General features: G+C 48.4%; 28 protein-coding genes and 1 pseudogene. 22 read left to right on the top strand and 7 right to left on the bottom strand.

Annotation, left to right across the window (positions count from 1 at the left end; all coding sequences use genetic code 11):
- The 11 genes from NFX39_RS00170 (at window position 1) to NFX39_RS00120 (ending at window position 10,629) form a co-directional block, all read left to right on the top strand.
- The gene (locus NFX39_RS00170) at window positions 1–966 is read left to right on the top strand and encodes an asparaginase (protein WP_252441879.1); all 966 of its coding nucleotides are present in this window, start codon (window positions 1–3) and stop codon (window positions 964–966) included.
- 164 nt (window positions 967–1,130) lie between these two features.
- Entirely contained in the window at window positions 1,131–2,363 is a 1,233-nt protein-coding gene (gene glyA / locus NFX39_RS00165; protein ID WP_252441877.1) for a serine hydroxymethyltransferase, read from the top strand.
- A 24-nt stretch (window positions 2,364–2,387) separates the two neighbouring features.
- Entirely contained in the window at window positions 2,388–2,948 is a 561-nt protein-coding gene (locus NFX39_RS00160; RefSeq protein WP_252441875.1) for a 5-formyltetrahydrofolate cyclo-ligase, read from the top strand.
- Window positions 2,949–3,088: 140 nt separating this feature from the next.
- The gene (locus tag NFX39_RS00155; RefSeq protein WP_252441871.1) at window positions 3,089–4,438 is read left to right on the top strand and encodes a Y-family DNA polymerase; all 1,350 of its coding nucleotides are present in this window, start codon (window positions 3,089–3,091) and stop codon (window positions 4,436–4,438) included.
- On the top strand, window positions 4,431–4,832 hold the full coding sequence (locus NFX39_RS00150; protein WP_252441870.1) for a hypothetical protein: 402 nt from the start codon (window positions 4,431–4,433) through the stop codon (window positions 4,830–4,832). Before NFX39_RS00155 ends, NFX39_RS00150 begins: the two co-directional genes overlap by 8 nt.
- Entirely contained in the window at window positions 4,816–5,076 is a 261-nt protein-coding gene (locus NFX39_RS00145) for a WGR domain-containing protein (RefSeq protein ID WP_252441865.1), read from the top strand. The genes NFX39_RS00150 and NFX39_RS00145 overlap by 17 nt, the downstream gene beginning before the upstream one ends.
- Window positions 5,077–5,164: 88 nt before the next feature.
- Entirely contained in the window at window positions 5,165–6,982 is a 1,818-nt protein-coding gene (gene spxB, locus NFX39_RS00140; RefSeq protein ID WP_252441861.1) for a pyruvate oxidase, read from the top strand.
- Window positions 6,983–7,102: 120 nt separating this feature from the next.
- The gene (locus NFX39_RS00135; protein WP_252441859.1) at window positions 7,103–7,822 is read left to right on the top strand and encodes a 2,3-bisphosphoglycerate-dependent phosphoglycerate mutase; all 720 of its coding nucleotides are present in this window, start codon (window positions 7,103–7,105) and stop codon (window positions 7,820–7,822) included.
- A 133-nt stretch (window positions 7,823–7,955) separates the two neighbouring features.
- Window positions 7,956–8,612: a nitroreductase gene (locus NFX39_RS00130; RefSeq protein WP_252441857.1), complete on the top strand. Its 657-nt coding sequence runs from the start codon at window positions 7,956–7,958 to the stop codon at window positions 8,610–8,612.
- 158 nt (window positions 8,613–8,770) lie between these two features.
- Complete coding sequence (locus tag NFX39_RS00125) at window positions 8,771–9,850, top strand: BspA family leucine-rich repeat surface protein (protein WP_252441855.1); 1,080 nt, start codon at window positions 8,771–8,773, stop codon at window positions 9,848–9,850.
- A 125-nt stretch (window positions 9,851–9,975) separates the two neighbouring features.
- Entirely contained in the window at window positions 9,976–10,629 is a 654-nt protein-coding gene (locus NFX39_RS00120; protein WP_252441853.1) for an NAD(P)H-binding protein, read from the top strand.
- Between the two features lie 79 nt (window positions 10,630–10,708).
- Here the strand turns inward: NFX39_RS00120 and NFX39_RS00115 are convergent, their stop codons facing one another.
- Complete coding sequence (locus NFX39_RS00115; RefSeq protein ID WP_252441851.1) at window positions 10,709–11,407, bottom strand: YjjG family noncanonical pyrimidine nucleotidase; 699 nt, start codon at window positions 11,405–11,407, stop codon at window positions 10,709–10,711.
- A 155-nt stretch (window positions 11,408–11,562) separates the two neighbouring features.
- Between NFX39_RS00115 and NFX39_RS00110 the strand changes: the two genes are divergently transcribed.
- The 8 genes from NFX39_RS00110 (at window position 11,563) to phnE (NFX39_RS00075) (ending at window position 19,022) form a co-directional block, all read left to right on the top strand.
- A complete protein-coding gene (locus tag NFX39_RS00110; protein WP_252441850.1) occupies window positions 11,563–12,558 on the top strand; it encodes a YeiH family protein in 996 nt (331 codons plus the stop codon).
- Between the two features lie 396 nt (window positions 12,559–12,954).
- Entirely contained in the window at window positions 12,955–13,146 is a 192-nt protein-coding gene (locus tag NFX39_RS00105; RefSeq protein ID WP_252441849.1) for a hypothetical protein, read from the top strand.
- Window positions 13,147–13,246: 100 nt separating this feature from the next.
- Complete coding sequence (proB, locus tag NFX39_RS00100) at window positions 13,247–14,044, top strand: glutamate 5-kinase (protein WP_252441847.1); 798 nt, start codon at window positions 13,247–13,249, stop codon at window positions 14,042–14,044.
- Window positions 14,037–15,278 carry a glutamate-5-semialdehyde dehydrogenase gene (locus tag NFX39_RS00095; protein WP_252441846.1) on the top strand — a complete coding sequence of 414 codons (1,242 nt, stop codon included), beginning with the start codon at window positions 14,037–14,039 and terminating at the stop codon, window positions 15,276–15,278. Before proB ends, NFX39_RS00095 begins: the two co-directional genes overlap by 8 nt.
- 435 nt (window positions 15,279–15,713) lie before the next feature.
- On the top strand, window positions 15,714–16,658 hold the full coding sequence (locus tag NFX39_RS00090) for a phosphate/phosphite/phosphonate ABC transporter substrate-binding protein (RefSeq protein ID WP_252441844.1): 945 nt from the start codon (window positions 15,714–15,716) through the stop codon (window positions 16,656–16,658).
- 35 nt (window positions 16,659–16,693) lie between these two features.
- The gene (gene phnC / locus NFX39_RS00085) at window positions 16,694–17,452 is read left to right on the top strand and encodes a phosphonate ABC transporter ATP-binding protein (protein ID WP_252441843.1); all 759 of its coding nucleotides are present in this window, start codon (window positions 16,694–16,696) and stop codon (window positions 17,450–17,452) included.
- Window positions 17,452–18,234 (top strand): phosphonate ABC transporter, permease protein PhnE, encoded by a 783-nt coding sequence (gene phnE, locus NFX39_RS00080; RefSeq protein ID WP_252441841.1) that lies wholly within the window; start codon window positions 17,452–17,454, stop codon window positions 18,232–18,234. The genes phnC and phnE (NFX39_RS00080) overlap by 1 nt, the downstream gene beginning before the upstream one ends.
- Entirely contained in the window at window positions 18,231–19,022 is a 792-nt protein-coding gene (gene phnE / locus NFX39_RS00075) for a phosphonate ABC transporter, permease protein PhnE (RefSeq protein WP_252441839.1), read from the top strand. The genes phnE (NFX39_RS00080) and phnE (NFX39_RS00075) overlap by 4 nt, the downstream gene beginning before the upstream one ends.
- A gap of 123 nt (window positions 19,023–19,145) precedes the next feature.
- Here the strand turns inward: phnE (NFX39_RS00075) and NFX39_RS00070 are convergent, their stop codons facing one another.
- Window positions 19,146–19,454, bottom strand: coding sequence for a heavy metal-binding domain-containing protein (locus tag NFX39_RS00070; RefSeq protein ID WP_252441836.1), 309 nt, complete (start codon window positions 19,452–19,454; stop codon window positions 19,146–19,148).
- A 127-nt stretch (window positions 19,455–19,581) separates the two neighbouring features.
- Window positions 19,582–21,129, bottom strand: a complete 1,548-nt coding sequence (locus NFX39_RS00065; RefSeq protein ID WP_252441834.1) for a multicopper oxidase family protein — start codon at window positions 21,127–21,129, stop codon at window positions 19,582–19,584.
- 147 nt (window positions 21,130–21,276) lie between these two features.
- On the opposite strand from NFX39_RS00065, the gene NFX39_RS00060 reads away from it, so the two are divergent.
- On the top strand, window positions 21,277–21,441 hold the full coding sequence (locus NFX39_RS00060; protein WP_252441832.1) for a hypothetical protein: 165 nt from the start codon (window positions 21,277–21,279) through the stop codon (window positions 21,439–21,441).
- Window positions 21,442–21,652: 211 nt separating this feature from the next.
- Here NFX39_RS00060 and NFX39_RS00055 read toward each other — a convergent pair whose 3' ends face one another.
- The 3 genes from NFX39_RS00055 to NFX39_RS00045 form a co-directional block, all read right to left on the bottom strand.
- Window positions 21,653–22,123, bottom strand: coding sequence for a DUF2798 domain-containing protein (locus NFX39_RS00055; RefSeq protein WP_252441828.1), 471 nt, complete (start codon window positions 22,121–22,123; stop codon window positions 21,653–21,655).
- A gap of 97 nt (window positions 22,124–22,220) precedes the next feature.
- Window positions 22,221–22,979, bottom strand: coding sequence for an ammonium transporter (locus NFX39_RS00050; protein WP_252441826.1), 759 nt, complete (start codon window positions 22,977–22,979; stop codon window positions 22,221–22,223).
- Entirely contained in the window at window positions 22,912–23,352 is a 441-nt protein-coding gene (locus tag NFX39_RS00045) for a hypothetical protein (protein WP_252441824.1), read from the bottom strand. The genes NFX39_RS00050 and NFX39_RS00045 overlap by 68 nt, the downstream gene beginning before the upstream one ends.
- 155 nt (window positions 23,353–23,507) lie before the next feature.
- Between NFX39_RS00045 and NFX39_RS00040 the strand changes: the two genes are divergently transcribed.
- Both NFX39_RS00040 and NFX39_RS00035 read left to right on the top strand, forming a co-directional pair.
- Entirely contained in the window at window positions 23,508–23,711 is a 204-nt protein-coding gene (locus NFX39_RS00040) for an NAD(P)H-binding protein (protein WP_252441817.1), read from the top strand.
- Window positions 23,705–24,160: an NAD(P)-dependent oxidoreductase gene (locus NFX39_RS00035; RefSeq protein ID WP_252441816.1), complete on the top strand. Its 456-nt coding sequence runs from the start codon at window positions 23,705–23,707 to the stop codon at window positions 24,158–24,160. The genes NFX39_RS00040 and NFX39_RS00035 overlap by 7 nt, the downstream gene beginning before the upstream one ends.
- A 486-nt stretch (window positions 24,161–24,646) precedes the next feature.
- Here NFX39_RS00035 and NFX39_RS00030 read toward each other — a convergent pair.
- A pseudogene (locus NFX39_RS00030) lies at window positions 24,647–25,129 on the bottom strand (IS30 family transposase); the annotation flags it as partial.
- Window positions 25,130–25,343: the final 214 nt, after the last annotated feature.

Below are 25,343 nucleotides of genomic sequence, written 5' to 3'. Positions count from 1 at the left end.
ATGAAGAAGATTCTGGTATTACACACCGGTGGGACGATTTCCATGCACGTCGCTGAAGACGGCGACGTCGAGATGGGTGAGAACAATCCACTAAACGACGCCAACTTCGGAATGCAGGACGTGCAGCTTACCGTTGAAAACATCTTTAACGTGCCTTCTGAGCACATTAAGCCTTCGCACATGCTGACACTCTACAAGCGCCTGAAAAACGCTGACAAGGACTTTGACGGCGTTGTCATCACACACGGAACGGATACGCTCGAGGAAACGTCCTTCTTCTTGGACAAGACGCTCGGTTTGGACATCCCCGTCGTCATGACCGGTGCCATGCGTTCCTCAAACGAGCTCGGTTCCGACGGGCTTTATAACTTCCAAATCGCGCTCCGGACGGCGATGGACGACCAATCCTACGGACGCGGCGTGATGGTGGTGTTAAACGACGAAATCCACGCGGCCCGTTTCGTAACGAAGACCCACGCGACCAACGTAGCGACCTTTGCTTCACCAATCTCCGGCCCAATGGGAATGATTACCAAGCAACAGATTATCTACTTCTACAACCTGCCCGAAACGATGGTTTACCCAATCGAACAGGTCGAAAAGAAGATTCCCGTCATGAAGGCCTACGCCGGAATGGACGGTCAGATTCTGTCACTCTTTGCCAACAGCGAGCACGTTGACGGCATTATCATCGAAGCGCTTGGTGCCGGGAACCTCGGCGAAGACGCCGCTCGTGGTGTGCAGGAATTGTTAGACGAAAACATTCCCGTTGTCATCGTTTCCCGTTCCTTTAACGGAATTGCCGAACCGGTTTACGATTACCTTGGTGGGGGAATTCAGCTTGAAAAGTCAGGTGCCATCTTCGCCCGGGCCGTCAACGGTCAGAAAGCGCGTTTGAAGCTTTTGATTGGTTTGGAAAACAAATTATCACAAGAAGAGTTGACCAACTTTTTGCACGAGTTTTAATGGTTTAAAAGCAGCCCAGCCTGCTTTTTTATTTTGCCTAAAATTAAGTGAATTATTTTGCGTCAATGATAAGAAAGTTCGGTATACTTAAAACAATGCTTTTGGATTTTTAGACAATCGTGTCTAAAAGCCATCCGGATCACATATACGTAGGAGAAAAGCACATGACACAAAAGTACAAGGACACCCTCATCTTCTCTGCCATTGAGCAGGAAGCCGCCCGTCAAAACCGGACCATCGAATTGATTGCGTCCGAAAACTTTGCCTCACCGGCTGTTCGCGCAGCCCAGGGCTCTGTTTTGACGAACAAGTACGCCGAAGGTTACCCATACAAGCGTTACTACGGAGGGACGGAATACGTCGACGTTATCGAACAGGCTGCCATCGACCGTTTGAAGGAACTCTTCGGGGCTGAATATGCCAACGTGCAACCACACTCTGGTTCACAGGCTAACGCTGCCGTTTACATGGCCTTCTTGAAGCCGGGCGACACGATTTTGGGAATGGGCTTGGACGCCGGTGGTCACTTGACCCACGGTGCTAAGGTTTCCTTCTCAGGTAAGATGTACCATTCTGAAAGCTACGGCTTGGACCCTGAAACGGAAACGTTGGACTACGACGCGATTCGTAAGCAGGCCCTTGAAGTAAAGCCACAGATGATTGTGGCCGGTGCTTCCGCCTACTCGCGTTTCATCGACTTCAAGAAGTTTCGTGAAATCGCAGATGAAGTTGGTGCTTACCTGATGGTCGACATGGCCCACATCGCTGGATTGGTTGCGGCTGGTTTGCACCAAAACCCAGTCGGTATCGCAGACGTTGTGACATCAACGACGCACAAGACGTTGCGTGGGCCACGTGGGGGAATCATCCTGTCACAGGAAAAGTACGCCAAGCAAATCAACTCAGCCATCTTCCCTGGATCACAGGGTGGTCCTTTGGAACACGTGATTGCGGGTAAGGCCGTTGCCTTCGGGGAAGCCTTGCAGCCAGAATTCAAGGAATACGCTGCTCAGGTCATCAAGAACTCAAAGGCCATGGCCGAGGTCTTTAACGAAGCTGACAACATCCGCGTTGTCGCAGGTGGAACGGATAACCACCTCTTTAACTTGGACCTCATGGAAACTGGTTTGACTGGGAAGGAAGCCCAGGAACTTTTGGACCGCGTGTCCATCACGACCAACAAGGAAGCCCTGCCAAACGAAACGCGTTCACCGTTCGTGACGTCTGGTATCCGAATCGGTACCGCGGCGATTACGACGCGTGGTTTCGACGAAGAAGCCAGCCGTAAGGTGGCGCACTTGATCGCCGACGCCTTGAACAACGCCGACGACGAAGCAAAGTTGAAGCAGATTAAGAAAGAAGCGGAACTTCTTGTGATGGCGCACCCAATGCCATAAGTTTACTTATAAATTGAGGTGGTAATGACGGATTTATTAGCTAAAAAAGTCGTGCGCGAGGGCCAGCGATTACGCCTCCGAAACCTTGCTGAAAGTGCTGCTTCGAAAAAGCGGGCGGAAGAAAAACGCTTGCACCAACTGCTCTTTGACTCGGTCGTCTGGCAGTCTTCGCAGTGCGTTGCCGTGACGCTTTCGATGCCCTTTGAACTCGACACCAAGCCGGTGATTGAACGGGCTTGGGAAGAAGGGAAGGCGGTGGTACTCGCGAAGGTCGAGCCAAATCGAGGATTGTCTTTTTGTCACTATGACGAAGAAACGAAACTGGTGGCTACGCCGCCATACGGCTTACTGGAAGCCGTTGATAGCGAGGTAGTCTTGCCTTCGAAAATTGACCTTGTCTTGGTTCCGGGCTTAGCCTTCGACGAAGACAGTCAGATGCGACTGGGGTTTGGTGGCGGTTACTACGACCGCTTCTTACAAGGTTACCAAGGCGAGTCCGTGAGCCTCGTGCTGGAAGAACAAAGCATTTCGGGAAAGTGGGCGGTTGATGAGTTCGACCAGCCCGTTAAACACTTGATCAAATAATAGATGGAAGGGACTGTTTAGGCAGTTTCTTCCTTCTTTTTTTATGGTGTTTTTCCGTCGAAAACTTTCGGCATTTTTTGCTTGCATATACGAACATCTGTTCGTATAATGAAAAAGGAACAAACCGAAAGGGGGACGTCATGGAAGCAAAATCGATTGAATCCGTCTTTGAAAAAGAGCAGCGCCGAGTCGTTTTTCTGATTGATTCAAAGAGTTTTTACGCGAGTGTTGAATGTGTGGAGCGACATTTGAACCCGTTGAAGGCAATGCTTGTTGTGATGTCCCATCAAGAAAACATTTCAGGGGGACTCGTTTTGGCCTCGTCACCGATGGCCAAGAAAAAATTAGGTATCTCCAATGTCACGAGACAAAAGGATGTACCGGACATGCCGGGCTTAGTGAAGGCTGAACCGCGCATGAATTTATACATTAAGAAGAATCTGGAAATCAATGGTATCTACCAGCAGTACGTGGATGCTGATCACTTACTGCCGTATTCGATTGATGAATCAATCTTAGACGTGACCGATTTCTGGCGCCTGTTCGGGGAGTCGCCGAAGGAAGTGGCGCAAGCGATTCAAAAGCACGTCCTAAGAGAAACCGGGATTTACGTTTCGGTTGGGATTGGTGAGAGTCCTGTCATGGCAAAGCTCGCCTTAGATTTAGCCGCAAAAAAAGACAAGCACCTGCTGGCGGAATGGCATTTCGAGGATCTGCCCGAAGTGCTCTGGCCCGTTTCTGACTTTGGCAAAGTTTGGTCAATTGGTAAGAAAACGGCGGAAAAGTTAAAGCGCTGGGGCATTAACACGGTGGGCGACTTGGCCCACTACAACCCGTACATCTTGAAGAAGAAGTTGGGGCTTTTAGGTGAGCAACTCTTTGCCCTTGCCTGGGGAATTGACCGTTCAGACATCACAGAAGACATAAAACCAAAGGACAAGACCTATGGCAACTCACAGGTTTTGCCTTACAACTACGTGAAGCGGGCCAACTTAGAGGTCGTCATCATGGAGATGGCCGACCAGGTGGCCTCCCGCTTGCGTGCCCACAACGTGCAAGCCTCGCTGGTCAGCCTTTATCTCGGGTACGCGAAGGAGTACGCGGCCTTTGATGAACGACACGACCCAGAGCGCGGGCTGCACAAAACCGTGCGTATCGAGCCAAGCAACAACAGTCAGAACTTGATGGCTGTTTTGCGTCGCGTCTTTAACGAAAATTGGACGGGACAGGCGGTGCGAAACGTCGGGGTATCGATGGGTGGATTGAATGAAGACAACGTCCAAACGCTATCTTTGTTTGAGCAGCCAGCAGAAGATACCGTCCCGGAGAAAGCGGAGAAGCAGTCACCACTCGATGAAGCGGTCGATCAGATTCGAAAGCGTTTTGGAACGGCCGCCATTGTTCGTTCGATTTCCTTGGAACAGGGGGCAACGGCGATTTCCCGTGCCAACCTTGTGGGTGGACACAATGGAGGAAACGCTTATGAGTAGTGAGTCTTTGAAGGAAGAAGAGTGGCTTTCAACCGTCAAAGCCTACTTCGAACACGACTACCGCGAACGCGGCAAGGTGAAGTGGAACGGCTTTTTCCTGTCTGACCACACGGCCAAGCTGAAGGAGAAGGCACGCTTAGCCGAGAGGCAGGAACAGGCTAGTTGGCTGCCTGCACTACCATTGGATGAGATGATGGCCCGGGTGAAAGAGGCACAGGAAATCATTCAGCCCATTCGCTTACAGGAAAATCAACTGGATAAGGATGGGCAAATTCCATTGGTCAAAGAAGGGGTCGTTTCGGACTTTCATCGGGAGGGCTTTTATCTAGGAGAAGAGAAACTGAACTGGGAGAGCATTCGTTTTGTGGAGGTATTACATGGCAAACGAAGCTGACATCAGAGCGATTGTGCAGACAATCGAACCGCTTTTTAAGAAGCTGCACAACACCTTGTATGAAATCATCTTGGTGGACATTGAAAAAAAACAAACCATCAATGTGTTCTTTGAATGGGGACGCATTGGCCACGCCACGATTTCGCGACAAGTGAAGGCGGTTTCCTACCGAAGCGAACAAGAAAAGGCGTCTTTCTTAAAGGCGTTAAAAGCCAAGACGCCGCTTCCAATTAGCTGGCAATAACAAATCACGTCCTGTATTTCTTAAAAATTTAACAAAGTGAAAAAGGAAGACTATACTGAAGTTAAATTGAAGAACAGGAGATAGCTTTATGTCAGAAAAAACCGTGTCAGCAAGCGTCGCAATGTTACAAGTATTGGAGAGTTGGGGTGTCGACCACCTCTACGGCTATCCTGGAGGTTCCTTTAACTCCACGATGGCTGCACTCGCCGATGAAAAAGATCGATTGAAGTACGTCCAAATTCGCCACGAACAAGTTGGGGCGATGGCGGCTTCAGCCGATGCCAAATTAACGGGTAAGATTGGGGTTGCCTTCGGGTCAGCCGGACCTGGTGCCACCAACTTACTCACCGGGCTCTACGATGCCCGTGAGGATCACGCACCAGTCTTAGCCTTAGTCGGACAGACCGGAACCGCTGTGATGAACAAACACTTCTTCCAGGAGTTTAACGAAGACCCAATTTTTGAAGACGTGTCCGTCTACTGCCGGACTGTCATGACGGCTAAGAGTCTGCCACAAGTGGTCGACCAAGCCATTCGCGAAGCCTACAAGAACCGCGGTGTGGCCGTCGTGATTATCCCAAACAACTTGGGATACGAACAGATTCCAGAACGGAAGTATTCATCCCACAGTTCGAGTGACGATAAGGTCGCGCCAAAGGTTGAACCAAGTGAGCATGAAATCCAGGAGTTCTTACGCATGGTCAAGGATGCTAAGCGTCCGGTCATCCACGTTGGACGTGGTATTCAAGACGGTGGCGATGCCTTAATCGAACTGTCAAAGAAGCTTCAAATTCCTTTGGTTATGACTGGATTGGCCAAGGGTTACGTGGACGAATCCTACGAAGGAAACTTAGGGATGTCTAACCGTGCGGCTCACAAGGCTGCCGATGAAATCATGGCTTCGGCCGACTTAGTCATTGCGTTGGGAACCGATTTCCCATTTGCAGATTTGGTCTATCAGACCCACGACTTCAAGTTCATTCAGGTCGATAACGACCGGGTTGAACTTGGTCGTCACCACGAACTTGACCTGGGGATTTGGGCCGACGCCACAGCCTTTGTCGAGGCAGCCTTGAAGGAATCAGAACCCGTTCAACAACGCCCATTCATGCAGGCAGCCATTGCGGATAACAAAAACTGGCAGTCTTACATGAAGAAGCAGGAAGACAACACAAAAACACCAATCCGCGCCGAAAGCATCTACAAGCAAATCAACCGAATTGCCGAAGATGACGCCATCTTCTCAATCGACGTTGGTGACAACATCATTAACGCCTTCCGTCATTTGCACGTGTCAAAGAAGCAAAAGATGGTGATTTCAGCGCTCTTTGCTTCCATGGGAACTGGATTGCCTGGTGCCTTGGCAGCGAAGATGTCTTATCCAGACCGTCAAGCCATTCAAGTGGCTGGTGACGGTGCCTTCTCCATGATCATGCAAGACCTGGTCACAGAACGTAAGTATGGCTTGCCAATCATCAATGTGATTACCTCAAACGCTACCTTGAACTTCATTAAGTCTGAACAAGATGACGTTTCCATGTACCACTCTGGTATTCACTTGGCCGACCAAAACTTCGCTAAGATTGCGGATGGCATGGGGGTTGAAGGTGTCGAAGTACGCGACCCTCAGGATTTGCCAGCGGCCTTTGACCGTGCGGTCAAGGTCACTAAGGAAGGTCGTCCATTCTTAATTGACGTTAAGATTTCGGATGAGCGTTCATTGCCAGTCGAAGAATTGCAGCTGAAGGAAGTGGATGGTCATTTTGAAGAAAGCATCAATCCAACCTACAACAGTAACCTTGAATTGAAGCACCCAAAGAACGTTCGCGAGTTCTTGGACAGCTACGATGGTCAAGAACTGAAGACGCTGCCTGAATTCTTCGAAGAATACGGCGTAAAACTTTAATTGTTTAAGTGCGCTTATATGAAAGTCGCCCAATCGGGTGGCTTTTTTATTTGCCTGAAAAGCTTGAATTGAGGGGCTTAAAAAGGGTAGAATAGGTCTCAAGAAATAGGGAGGACTGCGATGCCAACGCTTGTTTTAATCCGTCACGGGCAAAGTGAATGGAACCAAAAGAACCGTTTTAACGGGTGGATTGATACGCGACTGTCAGAAAAGGGCATGGCCCAAGCACGTGAGGCCGGACGCTTGCTTGCTGATCAGGAGTTGAACATCCAAAAAGCCTACTCATCCGTCCTTTCCCGGACCATCATGACCATTAACCGTGTTTTGGAGGAAATGGGACAGAGTTATGTCTCACAGGAGAAGACTTGGCGTTTGAACGAACGCCACTACGGTATTCTTCAGGGAGAAGAAAAGGACGAGATGCGGGCCAAGTACGGTAAAGATCAGGTGCAAACTTGGCGCCGTTCTTACTCCGTCTTGCCACCAAAAGCGCCAGGTCTCTTCCCAGAAGTTGAAGTGGACGGTGTCACTTATCCAGCCTTTGACCACCGTTATGCGAACGTGCCTTACGGCTTGCTCCCAGAAAGTGAAAACATCCAGACAACGGAAGAACGTGTGAAGCCTTTCTATGAAGAGCATCTTTTGAAAGAGCTGAAGGCAGGGCACGACGTCTTAGTCGTTGCGCACGGAACCTCAATTCGAGCCTTAACGAAGTTGATTGAGGGCCTCACACCAGAAGAAGTGACGCAGGTTGAGATTCCAAACGGCGAACCCATCTTGTACGACTACAGCAACGATTTGACCGTTCGGCAGAAGACAACGCTGACAACAGCGGACTAAGCAAAGCACAACACAACAACGCTAGAAAGAACGAAAGGACCGCTGTAAGCGGTCCTTTTTGCATGGTTTGAAACGATTCTAATAAAAGTTCATAATGGAGACACATAACATTAACTTGCAAAGGAGATTCATTTTGGAACTTTCAAAAGCCATCACATTACGTCAGTCCAAGCGTTGGTTTACGGATAAGGCCGTTCCAACCGAACTGTTAGAAGAGTTAGTGAATCAGGCACAACAAAGCCCATCCTGGATTAATTCACAGTCCGTTCACGTGACCATTGCAAAGGGTGAAAAGCTTGAAGCGATGCGGAAGCAACACGCCGAATTAAACCATGATGACAACGAGCCTAGCCGGCCATTCATTCCTTTCCGTCCAATTCCTGAATGGGAGGAACCATCTCAATCCAACATGAAGAGTTGGTTTGGCGATGTGAAAGAAGCGATGGGGGACGAGGGTTCCCAAAAGTTGGGCGAAGCTGGTGATCAGCTCTACAACGCCCAGGCCGTGGTGTACTTGACTTTGCCAAAGGATTATTCCGACTGGACGTTGATCGACTTAGGACTCTTTGCCGAAACGTTGATGCTTTCTGCAACGGACGCCGGTCTTGGCTCCATTCCGGCCTACCAATACGTTCAGTATCCCGATAAGCTCCAAGAAAACCTCGGATTACCAGAAGACCGGGTGCCAATCCTTGGAATCGGTTTGGGTTACTTTGATTCGAAGGAAGGGCTCAACAAGATTCATTCAAAGCGCATGCCTCTGAAGCAGATGTTAGACATTATCGATTAGAAAGTTTAATAACGTCGTTATTTTTAAAAATAACGGCTTTTTATTAAAAAATATTCTTGTCAGTGGTAAAAAACAGGGCTAGAATTAAATTAATCAGTACTTTTGAAAGAGACGACGTCTGTTAAGGGCACTGAAAAAATAACGAAGGAAAGTAAACGATGACAACAAAGAATTTTGTAAATCAAAGCATGAAGAGCACGATGCTGATTGGTGCTTCATTCTTGGGCCTTGCGGCCTTGAATCAACAGGAGCAGGTAAATCTGCCAGCTCCGGCCTTCTTATCAGCCAGTGCCAATACTGACCCACAAGTCGCAAACGACCAGTTGAAAGCCGGAAAGTGGGGGGCGGCTGACTACTCATTCAACGAAAACACGGGTGAACTGACCCTATCCAATGGTGACTTGCAAAGCGTTGACAATAAGGACGACGCCCTGAAGTCTTTGCAACCTTCAGTGAAGAGCATTAAGATTGGCGACAACGTGACCGTTTCAAAAGCATCGAATTTGTTTGCCGGTTTTACTGCCGTTGAAAGCTACACTGACTTGAGCAAGCTGCAATTTGCCGAAAACAAGCAGTTCGACAACATGTTCATCAATAATACGGCATTGAAGAGCATCGACCTGTCCTTTATGGCTAACAACGTGAAAGAGGCCAAGTTCTTATCTGGTATGTTTGCCCACGACACGTCCTTAACGTCAATTAACTTAAACGGTTGGCAACCAAAGGCTCGCGATTACCAGGACATGTTCTACGACTGTCACTCCCTGGAGTCTTTGGATTTGTCTGGTTTTGACATGACAACCGAAAAAGTCAATGTGAACAACATGTTGTACAACGCCATGGCGTTGAAGCACCTCGTTCTCGGTCCAAACACCAAGGTGGACGGCACGAATTTGCCAGAATTCGAATGGAAGAACAAGGATGACGGCAAGGACGAAGACAGTGGTGATCTGTCAGATGGTACTTGGGACTACGAAGGTCCAGCCGTGACGCCGACGAAGCCAGGTCAATCAGGTGGTAATGGGAACGACACCAATGGTGGTTCAAAGGCCAATGACCAAGACAACAAGGATGACGCCAACAAGGCGGCCGAAGCAAAGCAAGGGCAAGAACAGCCAGCCCAAGCCAAGCAACCTCAAACCGCTAAGGAAGCCCCTAAGCAAAACTTCAGCGCTTTGCTGGGACTGACGGCTTTGTCCGCTGCGGCTTTTGCCTTCTTCACAAAGAAGACGAAGTAAGCAATTGAAATAAAAGAGGCGCTCAAGCGCCTTTTTTTGTACATCGATTGATTTAACAAGGAACCGTATCTTTGTTAGAATCAAGGAAAAGGCACAAAGAAAAAGAAACAAAGGAGACAGTCTTCATGGCAAATGTACTTGTAATTGGTGCCCACGGTCGCGTGGGACACCGCATTGTTGAACAATTAATCGCCGCTGACCAGAACGTGTTTGCCGGTTACCGTGACGAGAATCAATTTGAAACCACACCGGTTTCCGACCGTTGCACGCCAGTCCTTTTCGATTTGGACATGGAGACGAAGAAGATGGTCGCCTTGATGACGGACTACAAGATCGACCAAGTCATCTTCACGGCCGGTGCTGGTGGTAAGGGTGGCGACGCCCGCACGACGCAGGTTGACCTCGATGGTGCCGTTAAGACGATGGAAGCAACGAAGCAGGCCGGATTGAAGCGCTACCTCATGGTGTCCGCCGCTGGTGCGGATGACCGCAACGTTTGGGTTGCTTCCGGCATTTACACGTACTTCATGATGAAGCACTACGCCGACATGGTTTTGCAGGATTCAGACCTTGACTACACCATCCTACGTCCAACGACGCTAACGGATGATGCGGGTGCTGGTTCAATTCAAGTGCTCGACCAGAGCCGCGAGGGCGCCTCATCGGTTTCACGTAACGACGTAGCCAAGATGGCGGTTGCTGCTTTGGCTTCTGACAAGGCCATCAAGCAGGTCGTGGAATTCACCGCTGGTGAGACGCCAATCGATCGCGTTTTCTAAAAGAATAATTTAGCTAATGAAAAAGTCACAGACGTGGTTGACCCTCGTCCGTGACTTTTTATTTTTATTCGTTAGCCTCTCAAGCTTGATCCAGTAACGTTTGGAGTTCGGAGAGGGAATTGACGGTTGTTGTCGCCGTAATATCTGATGGGAGCGTCTTACCATCCAGGTTGACCCAGATGCTGTCGATGCCATAGCGTTGCGCACCGAGCATGACGGAGTAAACGCCATCCCCAATCATCACCGTGTTTTCCTTAGTCATGTCGGGATTGTCGTTAAAGATGGCTTGGTAGAAGGACTCGTCCGGCTTAGCGTGGCCAACTTCTTCAGACGTGTAAATCTTATCGAAGTACTGGTCGAAGCCTGTTTCCTTCAAACGACGACGTTGCGTTTCGTTTTGACCATTTGTCCCAACGAGGACCGTGTAGTGTGCCGCCATGGTTTGGAGCGCTTCTTTTGCGCCATCCAACACGCGGTAGTTGTGGTCACGCATGACAGCGTAGTCAGCTTCCATGGCCTTGGCATCCGCCGTTAATCCGAGTTCCTTCAAGACGCTTTCGTAGCGGGTGTCAAAGATGGTTTGACGTTTGATTTCTTTCAGCTCGTACTTCGTCCAGAGGGATTTGTTAATCTTTTGGTAGACCTTCAAGGCTTCTTCCACTTGCGCTTGGTTCAAGCCACAGTGCTTTTCGAAGACAGCCTTAACGTCGGCGATTTCACCACCCTTAAAGTCCAAGACGGTGTCGTCGAGGTCGACGATTAGAAAACGTTTGTTCATGTTTCATTTCCTTTAGATAAAAATAACGATGTATCTATCATAGCATTGACGCCCTGCATGCCATATTAAAAAAAGTTAAATATTCTGTTAAAGGGTGAAATGAAACAGGTATAATGAAATTTGTATTATCTCATTTCATCACAAGGAGTGCTCACATGCGCATCAAAAAAGAACAGTGGCAGGGGATTGGTCTCGTATTGATTCTTTCCATCGTTTCCACCTACTTAGCTGCTTACTTCCCAAAAATCGGAGCCGAGGGAATCGCGATGATTCTCGGCTTAATCTTGGGAAACACGGTGTTGTCTTCTTCAAGCTTTGCACCAGGTGTGAAGTGGTCGGAGAAGTATCCGATTGAGGTTGGCATTGCGCTGCTCGGTTCGACCTTGACCTTTCAAACCATTAAAAGCCTTGGCGTAAACGGCGTGTCCTTCATCGTCATCAACATGGCCCTCATCATCGGGACTGTCTTTCTACTCGGTCGGTACGTCTTCAAGGTGTCATTGAAAGAGAGCATGCTCATGGGTGCCGGAAACGCAGTCTGTGGTTCATCCGCCATCGCCGCCGTTGCACCGGTGATCGACTCAAAGGACGACGACCGCCGAACGGCTGTGGCGACCGTGTCCTTGACCGGGATGCTCCTGCTTTTCATTTTGCCAGCCTTGACCGGCTCACTTTTTGGCACTGACGACTTGCTTCGTGGTGCCATGGTCGGTGGAACGGTTCAGTCCGTCGGTCAGGTGGTCGGAACGGCTGCCCTGATCAACCCAACGGTCGTGACATACGCCACGCTGTTCAAGTTGCTTCGTGTCATGATGCTTGTTGTGGTGGTCTTGAGCTTCGCAGCCATCGCCAAGCGACAGAACCAACAAGAAGATGGCGCCTCTAAGAAAAAAGTGACACTCTTTCCTTGGTATGTCATCGCCTTCGTTGTGCTCGTCGCAGTGAACTCGCTTCTGACACTACCTGACGGTTGGCACCACGTGGCCAAAACACTGTCATCGTTCTTCGGGGTGGTCAACTTGGCCGCCATCGGCTTAAACCTGAAGTGGACGGTCATCAAGAAGTCCGGTGTGAAGTTCCTGTCCTTTGGGTTCGTGGTTGGGGCCATTCAGGTGATCTTGGCCTTCATCTTGATTAAGACCTTCCTTTAGTTATACGAGAATCTACCCAACAGTTAGACGAATCCAACTGACCGTTAGACGAATCCACCCATCAGTTATACGCATCCAAACCGGATTATTGCAATCGTTATCAAATTGACGCATTTGACGGAAAGCAAATAATAAACAAAAAGCGCTTAAATGCCTGAATCAAAAAGGCTTTGAGTGCTTTTTTTATTGAAAGTGCGGCCTTTTCAACCGTTACATCTTGTTAAGAAAACGCAACATATTACTTATTAAATAACAGCTGTTATGAAAGGGAAAGAAACGTATTTTCTTATCAATAGGAATCCCTTAGACCCGGTGCTAATCTAAGGATAGTGATAAACGAGTGAAAACAAGAGTCAACCGGCGTGGGTCGGGTTTGACTTTGGAAAGGGCAAAAAGATGCTTAAGTCATTACCAGAAATTTTAGTTGGGACGTTCGTTGTCTTCATCACGACGTTCCTCGGTTCCTACTACAACATCACGCCAACGAACATGGTGGCCAACGTGGCCCTGGAATTGATTTTCTTCCGCTTGGTCTACATCGGTGTGCACTTCCTCTTCGCGTGGAAGAAGGGCCGCTACCAATCATAAGTGATAAAGCCCGCCATGACAGTCGTCATGGCTTTTTTATTTGCGCCAATTTTCAGAAAAACTTGCTATAATAAATTAACGAAATTAAAGGAAGAAAAAGATGGCAAATTGGCAAAGAGTTGTGGTTAAGGTCGGGACATCGACCATCGTTTCAACCGAGGGGCAAGTGAACTACCCGGTCATTAATCGTTTGGCGCAGGTGCTGGCCACGTTGCGAAAGGACGGCAAAGAGATCGTCTTTGTGACGTCCGGGGCCATCGGGGTCGCAATGAATCAAATGGGTGTTTCGAAGCGGCCGCAGGCCATTCCCGAGCAGCAGGCCTTTGCGGCCATCGGGCAGGGTTACTTGATGTCGCTCTACCACCAGAGCTTTGCCTTCTACAAGCAGCAGCTCGGCCAGGTGCTGTTGACTTACGATGTGTTCGAGCAGAAGACGATGCTTGAGAACACGAAGAACGCGATTGAAGCGCTCTTGGAGAAGGGCGTGATTCCGGTCGTGAACGAAAACGACGTGATTGCGGTCGACGAGCTGGACCACCAGCATTCCTTTGGCGACAATGACCACCTCGCGGCCTTGGTGGCAGAAGAAATCGACGCGGATGCGCTGATTATCCTGTCGGACGTGGACGCGCTGTACACGGCGAACCCGGCCAAGGACAAGAACGCGAAGCCGATTCACCACGTGCCGGTCTTGACCGAGGCGCTCTGGCAGGCGGCAACGGGCTCAACTTCAGGGTTAGGAACGGGTGGCATGGCGACGAAGATTGCGGCTGCCGACCACATGATGAAGCAAAACAAGCGCATGGTGCTGGTGAATGGAAACGACCCCGAGAACATTTTGAAGGCCATGAACGGCGAACTCGTGGGGACAGACTTTGGAGGACAAGCCGATGCTTAATGTACAAGAAATCGGACGTCGCGCGAAGCTGGCGTCGCGTCAGGTGCAGGGACTATCCATTGAAAAACGCAACCAGCTCCTCGAGCTGCTTGCTTCAAACGTGAGCCAACAGCAGGACGTCATCATTCAAGCAAACGCCCTGGATCTCGCCAAAGCCAGTGAATTGACCGAGCCAATGAAGAACCGCCTGACGTTGTCCGAAGACGTGCTGGCCGACATCCAGGTATCGCTGCGGGAACTGGCTGAATTGAAGGACCCGCTCGCCGCTCCCTATCCAGAGTGGACACATCCAACTGGCTTTAAGATTGTTAAGAAGACGGTGCCGCTCGGCGTACTCGCCATGGTTTACGAAGCGCGTCCGAACGTGACCGTTGACGCGGCGGCTCTGGCCATCAAGTCCGGAAACGCGGTAATTCTACGTGGTGGAAAGGAAGCCATCCAATCGAACATCGCGCTTGTGCAGGTGATGCGCAGCGTGCTCAAAGAAGCCGGCTACGACGAAAACATCATCCAGCTCATCGAAGACACGTCCCACGACTCCGTGAACGAATTGTTGCACCTGCGTGAGTACGTGGATGTCCTCATTCCGCGCGGTTCCGCCCGTTTCATCGACTTCGTTGTGCAGAACGCGACGGTTCCCGTGATTGAAACGGGTGCTGGAAACACGCACATCTTCGTGGACGAGAGCGCGGACTTCGACCAGGCGATCAAGGTGATTGTGAACGCGAAGACGCAGAAGCCTTCCGTCTGCAACGCTGCTGAGAAACTGCTGATTCACGAAAGCATTGCGGCAGACTTCTTGCCTCGTATCGCCGACGCCTTAATTCAAAAGGGCGTTGAGCTGAGAGGGGACGAGGCCGCTGTTGCCATCGACGGCCGCTTAAAGCAAGCAACGGATGAAGACTGGGACACGGAATACAACGACCTCATCATGGGCGTTCGCGTGGTCGCCGACCTGGACGAAGCCATCGACTGGATTAACGCGCACACCACGCACCATTCGGAAACCATCCTGAGTAAACAGGCGGAAAACGTTGCGGCCTTTATGAACCAGATTGATGCGGCCGTGTTGTACCAAAACGTGTCGTCCCGCTTCACGGATGGCTTCGAGTTCGGCTTTGGGGCGGAGATCGGGATTTCGACGCAGAAACTCCATGCTCGCGGCCCAATGGGATTAGAGGCTCTCACCACCATCAAATACGAGGTGTTTGGTGAAGGGCAGGTGCGGGGTTGACTTTGCCTTGAGACGCCTAGGTTTAAATTCGCCGGGTTTCAATAGTGGGCAGGTGCGGGGGTGACTTGGACCCCCGCTTTAAATACCAAACTTTGGCGCCTGCCTTAAATACCTGACCTTATTCTCACTTTAAATAAGACAAGAAACCGACCGAGATGTCGGTTTTTTTATTGACCTGAAAGAAAATCGAACAGAAAATCCCAAACCCCCGTCCCAAGCCATTTTCCGAAATTCAATTTATGAAAAACAACCTTTTATCCATTAAAAGCCGAACGTTAATGTCTGTTTATGAGAAGATTATGGCAATAAAGACCGGAAAGACGTCCTTTAAACCGGATGATAGGGTTGATAATTCGTCTTATATACGGGATAATATAAAAGTTGTCGAAAAGAACTTATCTTTATTTAATGAAAAGGATATAGGAATAACCCATCATGAAGAAAATGATCCTAGCGATTGCTGGTTTTGTGATTGTTGTCTTTGGTTACTATGGCGTCAAAAGCCACGTCATGCCAAAGCAAAGCACGCAAAGAAACGCAGCCGCCACGATTTCAATGAAGGAATTGAACATCCAGTTCATTCCTTCCGTTCAAGCTGACACGATGCTTGCCAAGGCAAAGCCACTGGAAGCGCTTCTGGAAAAAAAGCTCGGCGTACCCGTTCACGTGTCTGTTGCGACAAACTACAACACGATGTTGGAAGCAATGGGATCAAAGAAGGTGGACATGGGCTTCTTGTCACCCGACGGTTACTTGAACGCCCACAAGCAATACGGGGCAAAGGTTATTCTGCAATCCGCCCGTTATAAGACAAAGAATGAGAACACATCGGAATTGAGTAATGAATTGACTGATTCATACCGTTCGATGATTGTCGTTAAAAAAGATTCAAACATTAAATCAGTAAAGGACTTGAAGGGAAAGAAGATTGCCGTGCAATCCGCCAACTCCACTTCAGGTTATATTTATCCCGTTGCGACACTCTACAAGCAGGGTGTAAACGTGGTCAAGGACGCCAACCTGGTTCAGGTGAAGGGACACGACCAAGGTCTCTTGTCCGTCTTGAACGGTGACACGGACGCCGCCTTCGTTATTGAAGCAGCCCGTAGCATTGTGCAAAAGGACAAGCCAAACGTGTTTAACGAAACGCGCGTCATCGAATACACGAAGCCAATTCCAAACGATACGATTACCTTGCGTAAGGATATCTCGGAAAAGGATACGCAAACGATCAAGACGGCCATGAAGGAAGTCGCTGAATCAAAGGAAGGTTCCGAAATCTTCAACAAGATTTACTCATGGGCCGGCATCCTGGATTCAAAGGATTCAAACTTCGACCGCATTCGTGAGTACAGCGACACCGTCTCAAAGATTAAGTAAGCACACTTAGTGGGCAAAGGGATAAAGGAATAAACATGACTAAAGGTACGATTAAGGTAGAACACCTCACGAAGGTTTACAAGACTGGCGTGAAGGGGCTTGATGACATCAACTTGGATATCGAATCCGGTGAATTCGTCGTCGTTGTTGGACTGTCAGGAGCGGGGAAGTCAACGCTCTTGCGTGCGTTGAACCGTTTGATCACGGCCTCAACGGGACGCATCTTTGTGGATGGCCAAAACATTACGGATGCACAAGGAAAGCGCGTGCGCCACATCCGTCGTTCCATCGCGATGATCTTCCAGAACTATAACTTGGTAAAGCGCTCATCCGTTATCCGGAACGTGTTGAACGGCCGCGTGGGTTACTACTCAACAATTCGCTCAGCGCTTGGTCTCTTTAAGAAGGAAGATTACGAACGCGCTGCTGAAAACTTGAAGCGCGTCAACATGCTTGAAAAGTACTACAACAAGGCCGACGAATTGTCCGGTGGACAGCAACAACGTGTTGGAATCGCCCGTGCCATGATGCAGGAACCAAACGTGATTTTGGCCGACGAACCCGTTTCTGGTTTGGACCCAAAGACGACCTTGGTTGTGATGGACGACTTGAAGCGATTGAACCAAGAAGACGGTATTACCGTTTTGGCCAACTTGCACTCCGTTGAACTCGCCATGGCTTACGCGACGCGCATCATCGGTTTGAAGGCCGGAAAGCTCGTCTACGACGAAAAGATTGAAAACGTGAAGAAGGAAGACTTCCAAGCCATCTACGCTGAGAAGGGGGACAAGTAATGGTTGAACAGCCAAAGCGTCCCTTCATCAAGGAATGGCACTTGAAAGGTTACTTCACGTTCTTAGCCTTCACGCTTGTCATCTTGATGTCAGCGGACTTCACTGGGGTGGGGCAGCCCTTTTCCGGTGACCAATTCATGGATCTTGTTTATAAGATGCTGCACCCGGACTGGTCTTACTTGCCAGCCATCATCACGCCGCTCCTCCAGACCATTCAAATGGCCTTGGTTGGAACGTTGGTCGGCTGTCTCTTAGCCGTTCCGCTCGCTTTCTTGGCCTACAAGAAAATCGTGAAGAACAAGTACATCCGATTGGCTATCCGATTGGTCTTGAACCTCATGCGCTCATTGCCTGAAATGCTCTTGGCCGCCTTGTTCGTTGCGGTCTTTGGAATCGGTGCCTTCTCCGGTGTTTGCGCCTTGACCGTCTTCTCAATGGGTATGATGTTCAAGTTGCTCTACGAAGCCATCGAAACCATTGACAAGGGCCAACTCGAAGCCTTGAAGGCGGCGGGGGCCACGAAGATTCAGATGGCCATCTTCGCCATCGTGCCCCAAATCTTCAAGTACTACCTCGGTTTCTTCCTTTACACGTTGGAATTGAACGTTCGTGCTTCAACGATTTTGGGTTACTTGGGAGCCGGTGGAATCGGTCTCTACTTGAACACGACCTTGGAATCACTCCGCTATGACCGGACGGCCGTCGTTATCCTGGCCATCTTGGTTGTGGTTGTGCTCGTTGACTTCCTTTCAAACCGACTCCGGGAGGCATTGTCCGCATGATTGTTCAAAAGAATCGTACACAGTTAATAAAGCGCTGGGCCATCGCCATCGCTTTGATTTTGCTCTTCGGTTGGGCCTTTTCAGGGGTACCGCTCACTGGTGTGAAAGATACGGCCGGTGAGGTCTTCGGTGCCATCGTGAAGGGATTGGTTCACCCGGACTGGTCATACGTTTATACGGGTGATGGGGAAGATTTGCTTTCCGCCTTGCTTGAAACGCTGGCCATCGCCTTCTTGGGAACCTTTATCTCAGCCTTCTTGGCCGTTCCAATCGCTTTCATTGCCGCCAAAACAAGCAAGAAGTTCATCTCGGTTCACTCAGGATTGGCCAAGTTCTTCTTGACCTTCATCCGTGTGTTCCCACAGATCGTGTTGGCCATCATGTTCACGAAGGCCGTTGGACCTGGTGCCTACGCAGGTGTCCTGGCCTTGGCCGTTCACTCCATTGGTATGATGGGAAAGCTCTTCTCAGAAGGGATTGAAAACGTGGACAAGGGTGCCAACGAAGGAATCAAGGCCGCTGGTGGTTCAAAGCTCGCCATGTTGAGCGTGGCAACCTTCCCAGAAGTCTTGCCAGAGTTCATCAACTACACGCTTTACCGTTTCGAAATTGCCGTGCGTTCCGCTGCCATTCTTGGTATCGTGGGTGCCGGTGGAATCGGTGCGCCGTTGATCTTCGCTTTGTCCGCCCGTGCTTGGTCACGAGTTGGAATTATCCTGATTGGGATCGTCGTGATGGTGACCATCATCGACTTAATCTCTGGTCAAATCCGTAAAAAGTTGATTTAAGGACTGGAAGGGAAGATGACTGGAAAAGTCCGACCCGAACATGCCCGTTAAATAAGCACACATACAAAAAGCACCTCAATCATGATGATTGAGGTGCTTTTTTACTTGACTAAGAATCAAAGGTTAGTTGAACTTCACAGCTGTTCCATAGGCCACAACAGATTGCATGTCATTGCCAATTGAACCTGAGTCAAAACGCATCATGACGATGGCGTCGGCACCTTTGGCCGTAGCTTCGTCCACCATCCGGCCGATGGCTTCTTCACGGGACGTGTGCAACATCTCCGTGTAGCCCTTGATTTCGCCTCCGACGAGGTTCTTCAAGCTGGCACCAAAGTTGCTAACGAAGTCACGTGACTGAGTCGTCACACCGAACACTTCGCCGAGCACTTCGTAATCCTTACCGATGTTTTCTGTTGTTGAAATAAGCATGTTTCATTCTCCTTTATGCTTTGATGACTACATTATAAGACAAAGCGAGTGGGGCAGATGCTAACAAGTTTGTAAGCAAAAAGCCGTGGGCTGTAACGCCAACGGCTTTGACTTTGACATTTGATTCTTAACACATGTCCATGCCCATCTTCTTGTATGAATCAAGGGCTGAAATCTTCAATTCTTCAACCTTGCAGCCACGTTCTTCCGCAAGTGCGTTCATCAACGTGTGCATTGGCATCAAATCGTACTTCTTGTAAGGGTTCTCCTGCGTGTAGACCTGCATTTGAGCCATCATACCACCATCTTCGTGTTCGATGATGTGGCAGTGGTACATGAAGACACCTTCGTAGTTGAAGCGCATCTTAATGCGGACCGTTTCACCAGGGTTAACGGAAACCGTGTCCTTCAATCCCATTTCGTTAGGGTAGGGCGCTTCACCGTTACGAGAAACGATCTGGAATGAACCACCATGCATGTGGTAAGGGTGCAACATTCCACCACAGCAGTCGTTCGTGTTCGTGATGTCCCAGTATTCGGACTTACCAAGTTCTTGGCGGTCGTCGATGCGCATCATTCCGAACTTCTTACCGTTGATGCCAACTTCTTCGTCTGTTCCTGACAAGACAACTTGGTGAATCAAATCGTCCTTGTCTGGTTCAGGATAGTTGATTTCGTTCAACACTTCAGGCAATTCCGTGTTGTCTTCTGCGAATTCCTTGATGTTGAAAGTCAAAATTGGAACATCGTCAGAGTAGAGCTTTACTTCGTCGCCAGGCTTGTAGTCCTTGAAATCAAGGATGAATTCAGCACGTTCGGCACAGGTGATCATGAACTTCGTCATCTTTACGGGCTCTGGTAACAAACCACCATCCCCAGCGATTTGCGTCATCACGAGGTCGTCAGATAAGTGCAAACGCCATTCGCGACGATTAGAGCCGTCCAAGAAGCGAACGCGCAACTTTTGTGTCGTGACGTCGAAAGTAGGGTTAACCGTTCCGTTCAACATGGCCGTTGGACCAGCCGTTCCGTCGGGATCGTAATCTTCATCGTAATCCCATTGGTTATCTTCGTGGAAGCGACGATCTTGCAAAACAACAGGGATGTCATCGACACCGTAGTTGCGTGGCAATGGCAATGAGGCTTCGTGTTCGTCCTTCACGTAGGCCATGGCAGCCAAACCGTGCCAGACGACCCAACCAGTCAAAGGACATGGGTGGGCGTGCAACCAAGTCGTTGCGGCTTCCTGGTTCACCGTGAAAGTGATTTCCTTTGATTCACCCGGGTAAACAGGGGCGTGACATCCACCGTCGATGAAGGGACCAGGTACGTCCAATCCGTGCCAGTGGAACGTCGTCAATTCAGGCAAACTATTCTTTAACGTAACGTGATAAGTCTTTCCGCTATGGAAAACAATAGTTTGTCCCAATAGACTTTGGTTGTAACCCCAGGTCTTGGTTTTAGCACCAGGCAAGATTTGCGTTTCGCCGGGTTGCGCGTGGACGGTCATCCAGACTTCGTTTTCTGTTTCTTTGTCTGGTTGCAAAACCGTTGGAATGTTCAAAGGTGAAGGTGCTGCTTCGTGAACTTCCAATGGGATGTAACCGCCGTCGTGGTAGTCATAGGCTGACTCGTTGAAAAAGTAGTCGTTGTAGACTTGCTGTTCTTTTGTCATATTTCCCTCCAAATTGGTCTATTGGTAGTATACAGAATGCCCCATGGTTTGTCATTAGAAATAGACTAAATAAACTTTATTGCCATCTTATATCGTGGTATGCTCATAGAGGCGAGAAAGCCAAAATAACAGAGGGGAGAATCGAAAATGACATTTAACCGTGCATTCAAAATTGTGATGGCCTTGGTTTGGGCCTACACGTTCTACCTCACGGCAACCATGCAGATGATGCTTGCGATGTACGTGATGGCTGGTGGTATGTTCGTCGAATCTGCCTACGCCGCAATCTGCGACAAGAAGGGCTGCTCATAAGCACCTGATTATTTCACACTTGGCCTTGGATCAGAGCCGGCTACATCGTTTGATGATGTATCGAATGCTGACCCATAAACCTCAGATAAAAAGCCCACAGCATGATTAGACATGGTTTCCATGAATAACGGTTCTGTGGGCTTTTTTGTGTGGTGATGTGTTGGTGGTGACTGTTTAACTTTAATTGTGTAGTTGAACAGTCTCGTCATCTTTATACTGCAGACGCGTTATCCGCCTTGGCCTGCACCTTGCCAAGAACAGCGCGTGCGATTGGCGCAACGACGATGAGCTGCAAGGGAAGGGCGACAATCAAGTTCATGATCCAGGCGTGGCCGTACATTGAGACGGCTTGGCCGTTGATGAGGACACCGAACAGTGACATGCACGTCACCATGCCGAGTACCATCAACACGGAAATGGTGAGCCCAATCTTGATTGGGCTCTTTTCCTTGTACTTTGGGATGATAGCTTTGAAGGCGATTCCCTTGGCGATTGGCCCAACCAAGAAGCCGTCAAGCAACATGGCAACGGCCAATGCGATTGGGTAGCCAAAGATGATTTCAGACCAGAAACGTTCGTCAATTCCCTGTGCGAGGTAAACGTTGTAGATGGACATTCCAAGGACCATCAAGCCGGCCATCACCAGCATAAATACGAGTTCTTCTTTTAAATTACGGGGCATACTGTTTCTCCTTTAAAAACAGTATTCACTCTAGCACATAAAAATTTTCTTCGTAAGTAACAATTTGATGACATTTTATCTGCTATTTTTGATGGCATTATTCCCCCTTAACACCGGCAATCTTGGCGATAAAGAACGTTAACGAAGCGGTCAAAATAACCGTGATAACGATCGCTTCAATTTGGCTCACCAGGAGGTTGAAATGACCATCAATCAAGCCGCCAACTGCTGAACCGGCATGTTTGCTGGCAAAGATACCCGTGAGGATGGCACCGACGATGCCACCAACGCCATGAATGCCAAAGGCATCGAGTGGCTCGTCGTATTTAAAGAAGACCTTCAAGGTCGTCGTAGCCCAGTGAATGGCAGGCGCAGCGAGCAATCCAATGACGATTGCTGCCCAAGGCGCAACGAAACCAGCAGCCGGTGTAATGGCAACCAGACCTGCGAGTGATCCGTTGAAGAGGTTGGTCACAGATACTTCGCTGTTCTTTCGGTATGCGAGAAAAGAAAAAGCAAGTAAGGCCGCAGCGGAGGCCAGGAAAGTGTTCACCATCGCAACGACGGCCTGTTTGTTTGCCGCAAGCGCTGAGCCACCGTTGAATCCAAACCAACCAAGCCACATCAGCAATCCACCAATGAAGACGTAAGAATCCTTTGGCTGCGTCACGGCTTTGTTCTTACGTGGCCCAACAATGAGTGCAAGCACAAGCGCTGTAACTCCACACGAGATATGCACGACTGTACCACCGGCAAAGTCAATGGCGCCCAGTTGTGAGATGAAGCCGTTATCCCAAACCATGTGGGCGAGGGGAGAGTAAACAATAATTAACCAAAGGGCAGTAAAGCACAGCAACGACTTTGCCTTGGTGCGGTTTAATCAAGGCGCCGGCGAAGATCATGGTGGTGATTATCGCAAAGGTGGCCTGAAACAGCGCAAATGAGGCGTCTGAAATGGTCAAACCTCGTGTTGAATCGGTAAAGGAGATGTCGTTTAAGCAGAAATGATGAACAATTCCGCCAAATCCGTCTTTCCCTGAGAAGGCTAAGCCGTAACCAAGGACAAACCAAAGGATTGTGACCAATCCGATTAGGATTAAGGCTCCTTTTAATAGTGGTAAACGATTCTTTTTCTCGGTCAGACCGGCGTAAAACAGCGCTAAACCAGGCGTCATTAACCAGACCAGCAGTGTCGAAATTAAAACAAATGCGATGTCTCCCGTATTCATAGATATCTTCCTTTCAAACTTCTATAGGTAGAAGTGTATTGGACTTTTATAGAAAGAACGTAAAATTGGGCAGGTTGTCAGACAAACTCACGCGTCTTGGCCTTGAGATGCGAAAAAAAGAAACTATAATGGGTGCTGAATAGGAGGCTATCTCAATGAAAGTATTAATTATTGGTGCAACAGGAATGGCTGGTTCTAAATTGGTACAGGAGGCTGTCGAGCAAAAGCTGAGAGTTGTAGCCAACGGACGAAACGCTGATAAGCTGAAAGATCTAAAAGAAGAACATCCTGAAATCGAATTGCTTGAAAAAGATGCTTTTGATCTAAAACAAGACGATTTGAGAGACTTTACTTGGTGATTGACGCCTTTAGCGCCGCTCCGATGAAAGCGCACTTACAAGTTGATTTAGCAACAAGACTGATTTCTTTATTACGTGAAAGTCAAACACGAATCGCGTTCGTTTTGGGCGCCGGAAGTCTGTATGTTGACCAAAGTAAGCAACAAATTGTCTATGATTTGATTAAATCAGACCCAAGTACGGAACCGTGGCGTGCAACGCCGGAGAATCAGTTGTACGAATTAGAGTTCCTTCGGAACGTCAAAAATGTTAATTGGTATGGTGTGTCACCAGGATCAAGTTTTGTAGCTGGACCTAAGTCTGAAAAGATATTAACTGGGACGGATTATCTATTAACGAATGATCAAGGCGTTTCTGAGACAACGTCAAGAACAATGGCGTATGCGGTTATTCAGGAAGCATTAAAAAATGAGCACAACCGGGAACGATTCACGGTAGCAAATGGTTAAATAACAGAGCCGTCGTATAATCGCATTCTGAGGACAAAAATCAAATCGATGTGTATGATTACGCATCAAAGCATAATAAAAAGCCAATCCAGTAAAATGGGTTGGCTTTTTTGTGTATCTTTTTAAAGTAAGTAGAAATGAAGAGGCGTCCATAATATAATCGAAATATCTGTCATCGATAGGTAATGTCTTTAGTTGATACTGATGTTACTTTCGATAATATATATTATGTAAAGTAAACGGATGGTGGTGAATTGCAACCCCTAAATTAACAACTTTTATTATTCGTTTAAAACGCCTGTGTTATGGGCTTTTTGTCACACTCTTTTGTAACTGAGTGAAAATTTGGTGCCATAAAGAATTTTATATAAGCATTCTTTATCGCTTGGAATAACTTATTATATCGAATATCTGTTCGGATTACCAACGCAAAAAGCCCAGTCATCTTTGACTGGGCTTTCTTTATGTATTGGTGTTGTTATGCCTTTAACTTAGTATCGTTGCTAGATTGATGTTGCGATACTGACAATGACGCTTAAAGGCCTGTAAACGGCTCATATAGCGATGGATACGCATTGGTCGTGTGTTGATACTCATGACGCTTTCATTAAGCTCAGACTGACTCACTTTAGCGAAGTCTGTCTTTTTTGGATAATACTCCCGTAAGAGCTTATTAAAGTTCTCATTGGATCCACGTTCGTATGGTGAATACGCATGGGCGAAGTAATATTTGACCTTGTTTTTGTTTAGAACTTGTCTAGTTTGTAAAGCGATAAACTCAGACCCGCGATCACAAGTAACACTATCGACGCAACCTTGATATTTTAAACAAAATTCTTCAATGGCTTTGCTAACTGTATAAGCAGACTTATTCTTCACAACCATTGAAACAGCGTATCGGCTAAAACGTTCCACGAATGTTAATAATAAATGGCTGGATTGACGGGACTCAACACCGTCAATAGACCAAAAATATCACACCTTCTGTAACTAATTCGTTATGAAAGTCCCTATTTCAAAAGGAAATTGTGTAATTGATCCTTACTTACAGATGAACAGATAAAGAAATTCAAAAATTATTTGTCCCCTATTTACTTCCCCAAACCGACTAACCCTTATCGCACCAGTTCTAAACAACTTCTAAATAATCAGCTTTGTCGTAGACATTACCTGTCTCAAACTG

The organism is Fructobacillus apis, from assembly GCF_023893635.1.
Lineage (GTDB): Bacteria > Bacillota > Bacilli > Lactobacillales > Lactobacillaceae > Fructobacillus > Fructobacillus apis.
This window is presented reverse-complemented; position numbering and strand designations above follow the sequence as displayed.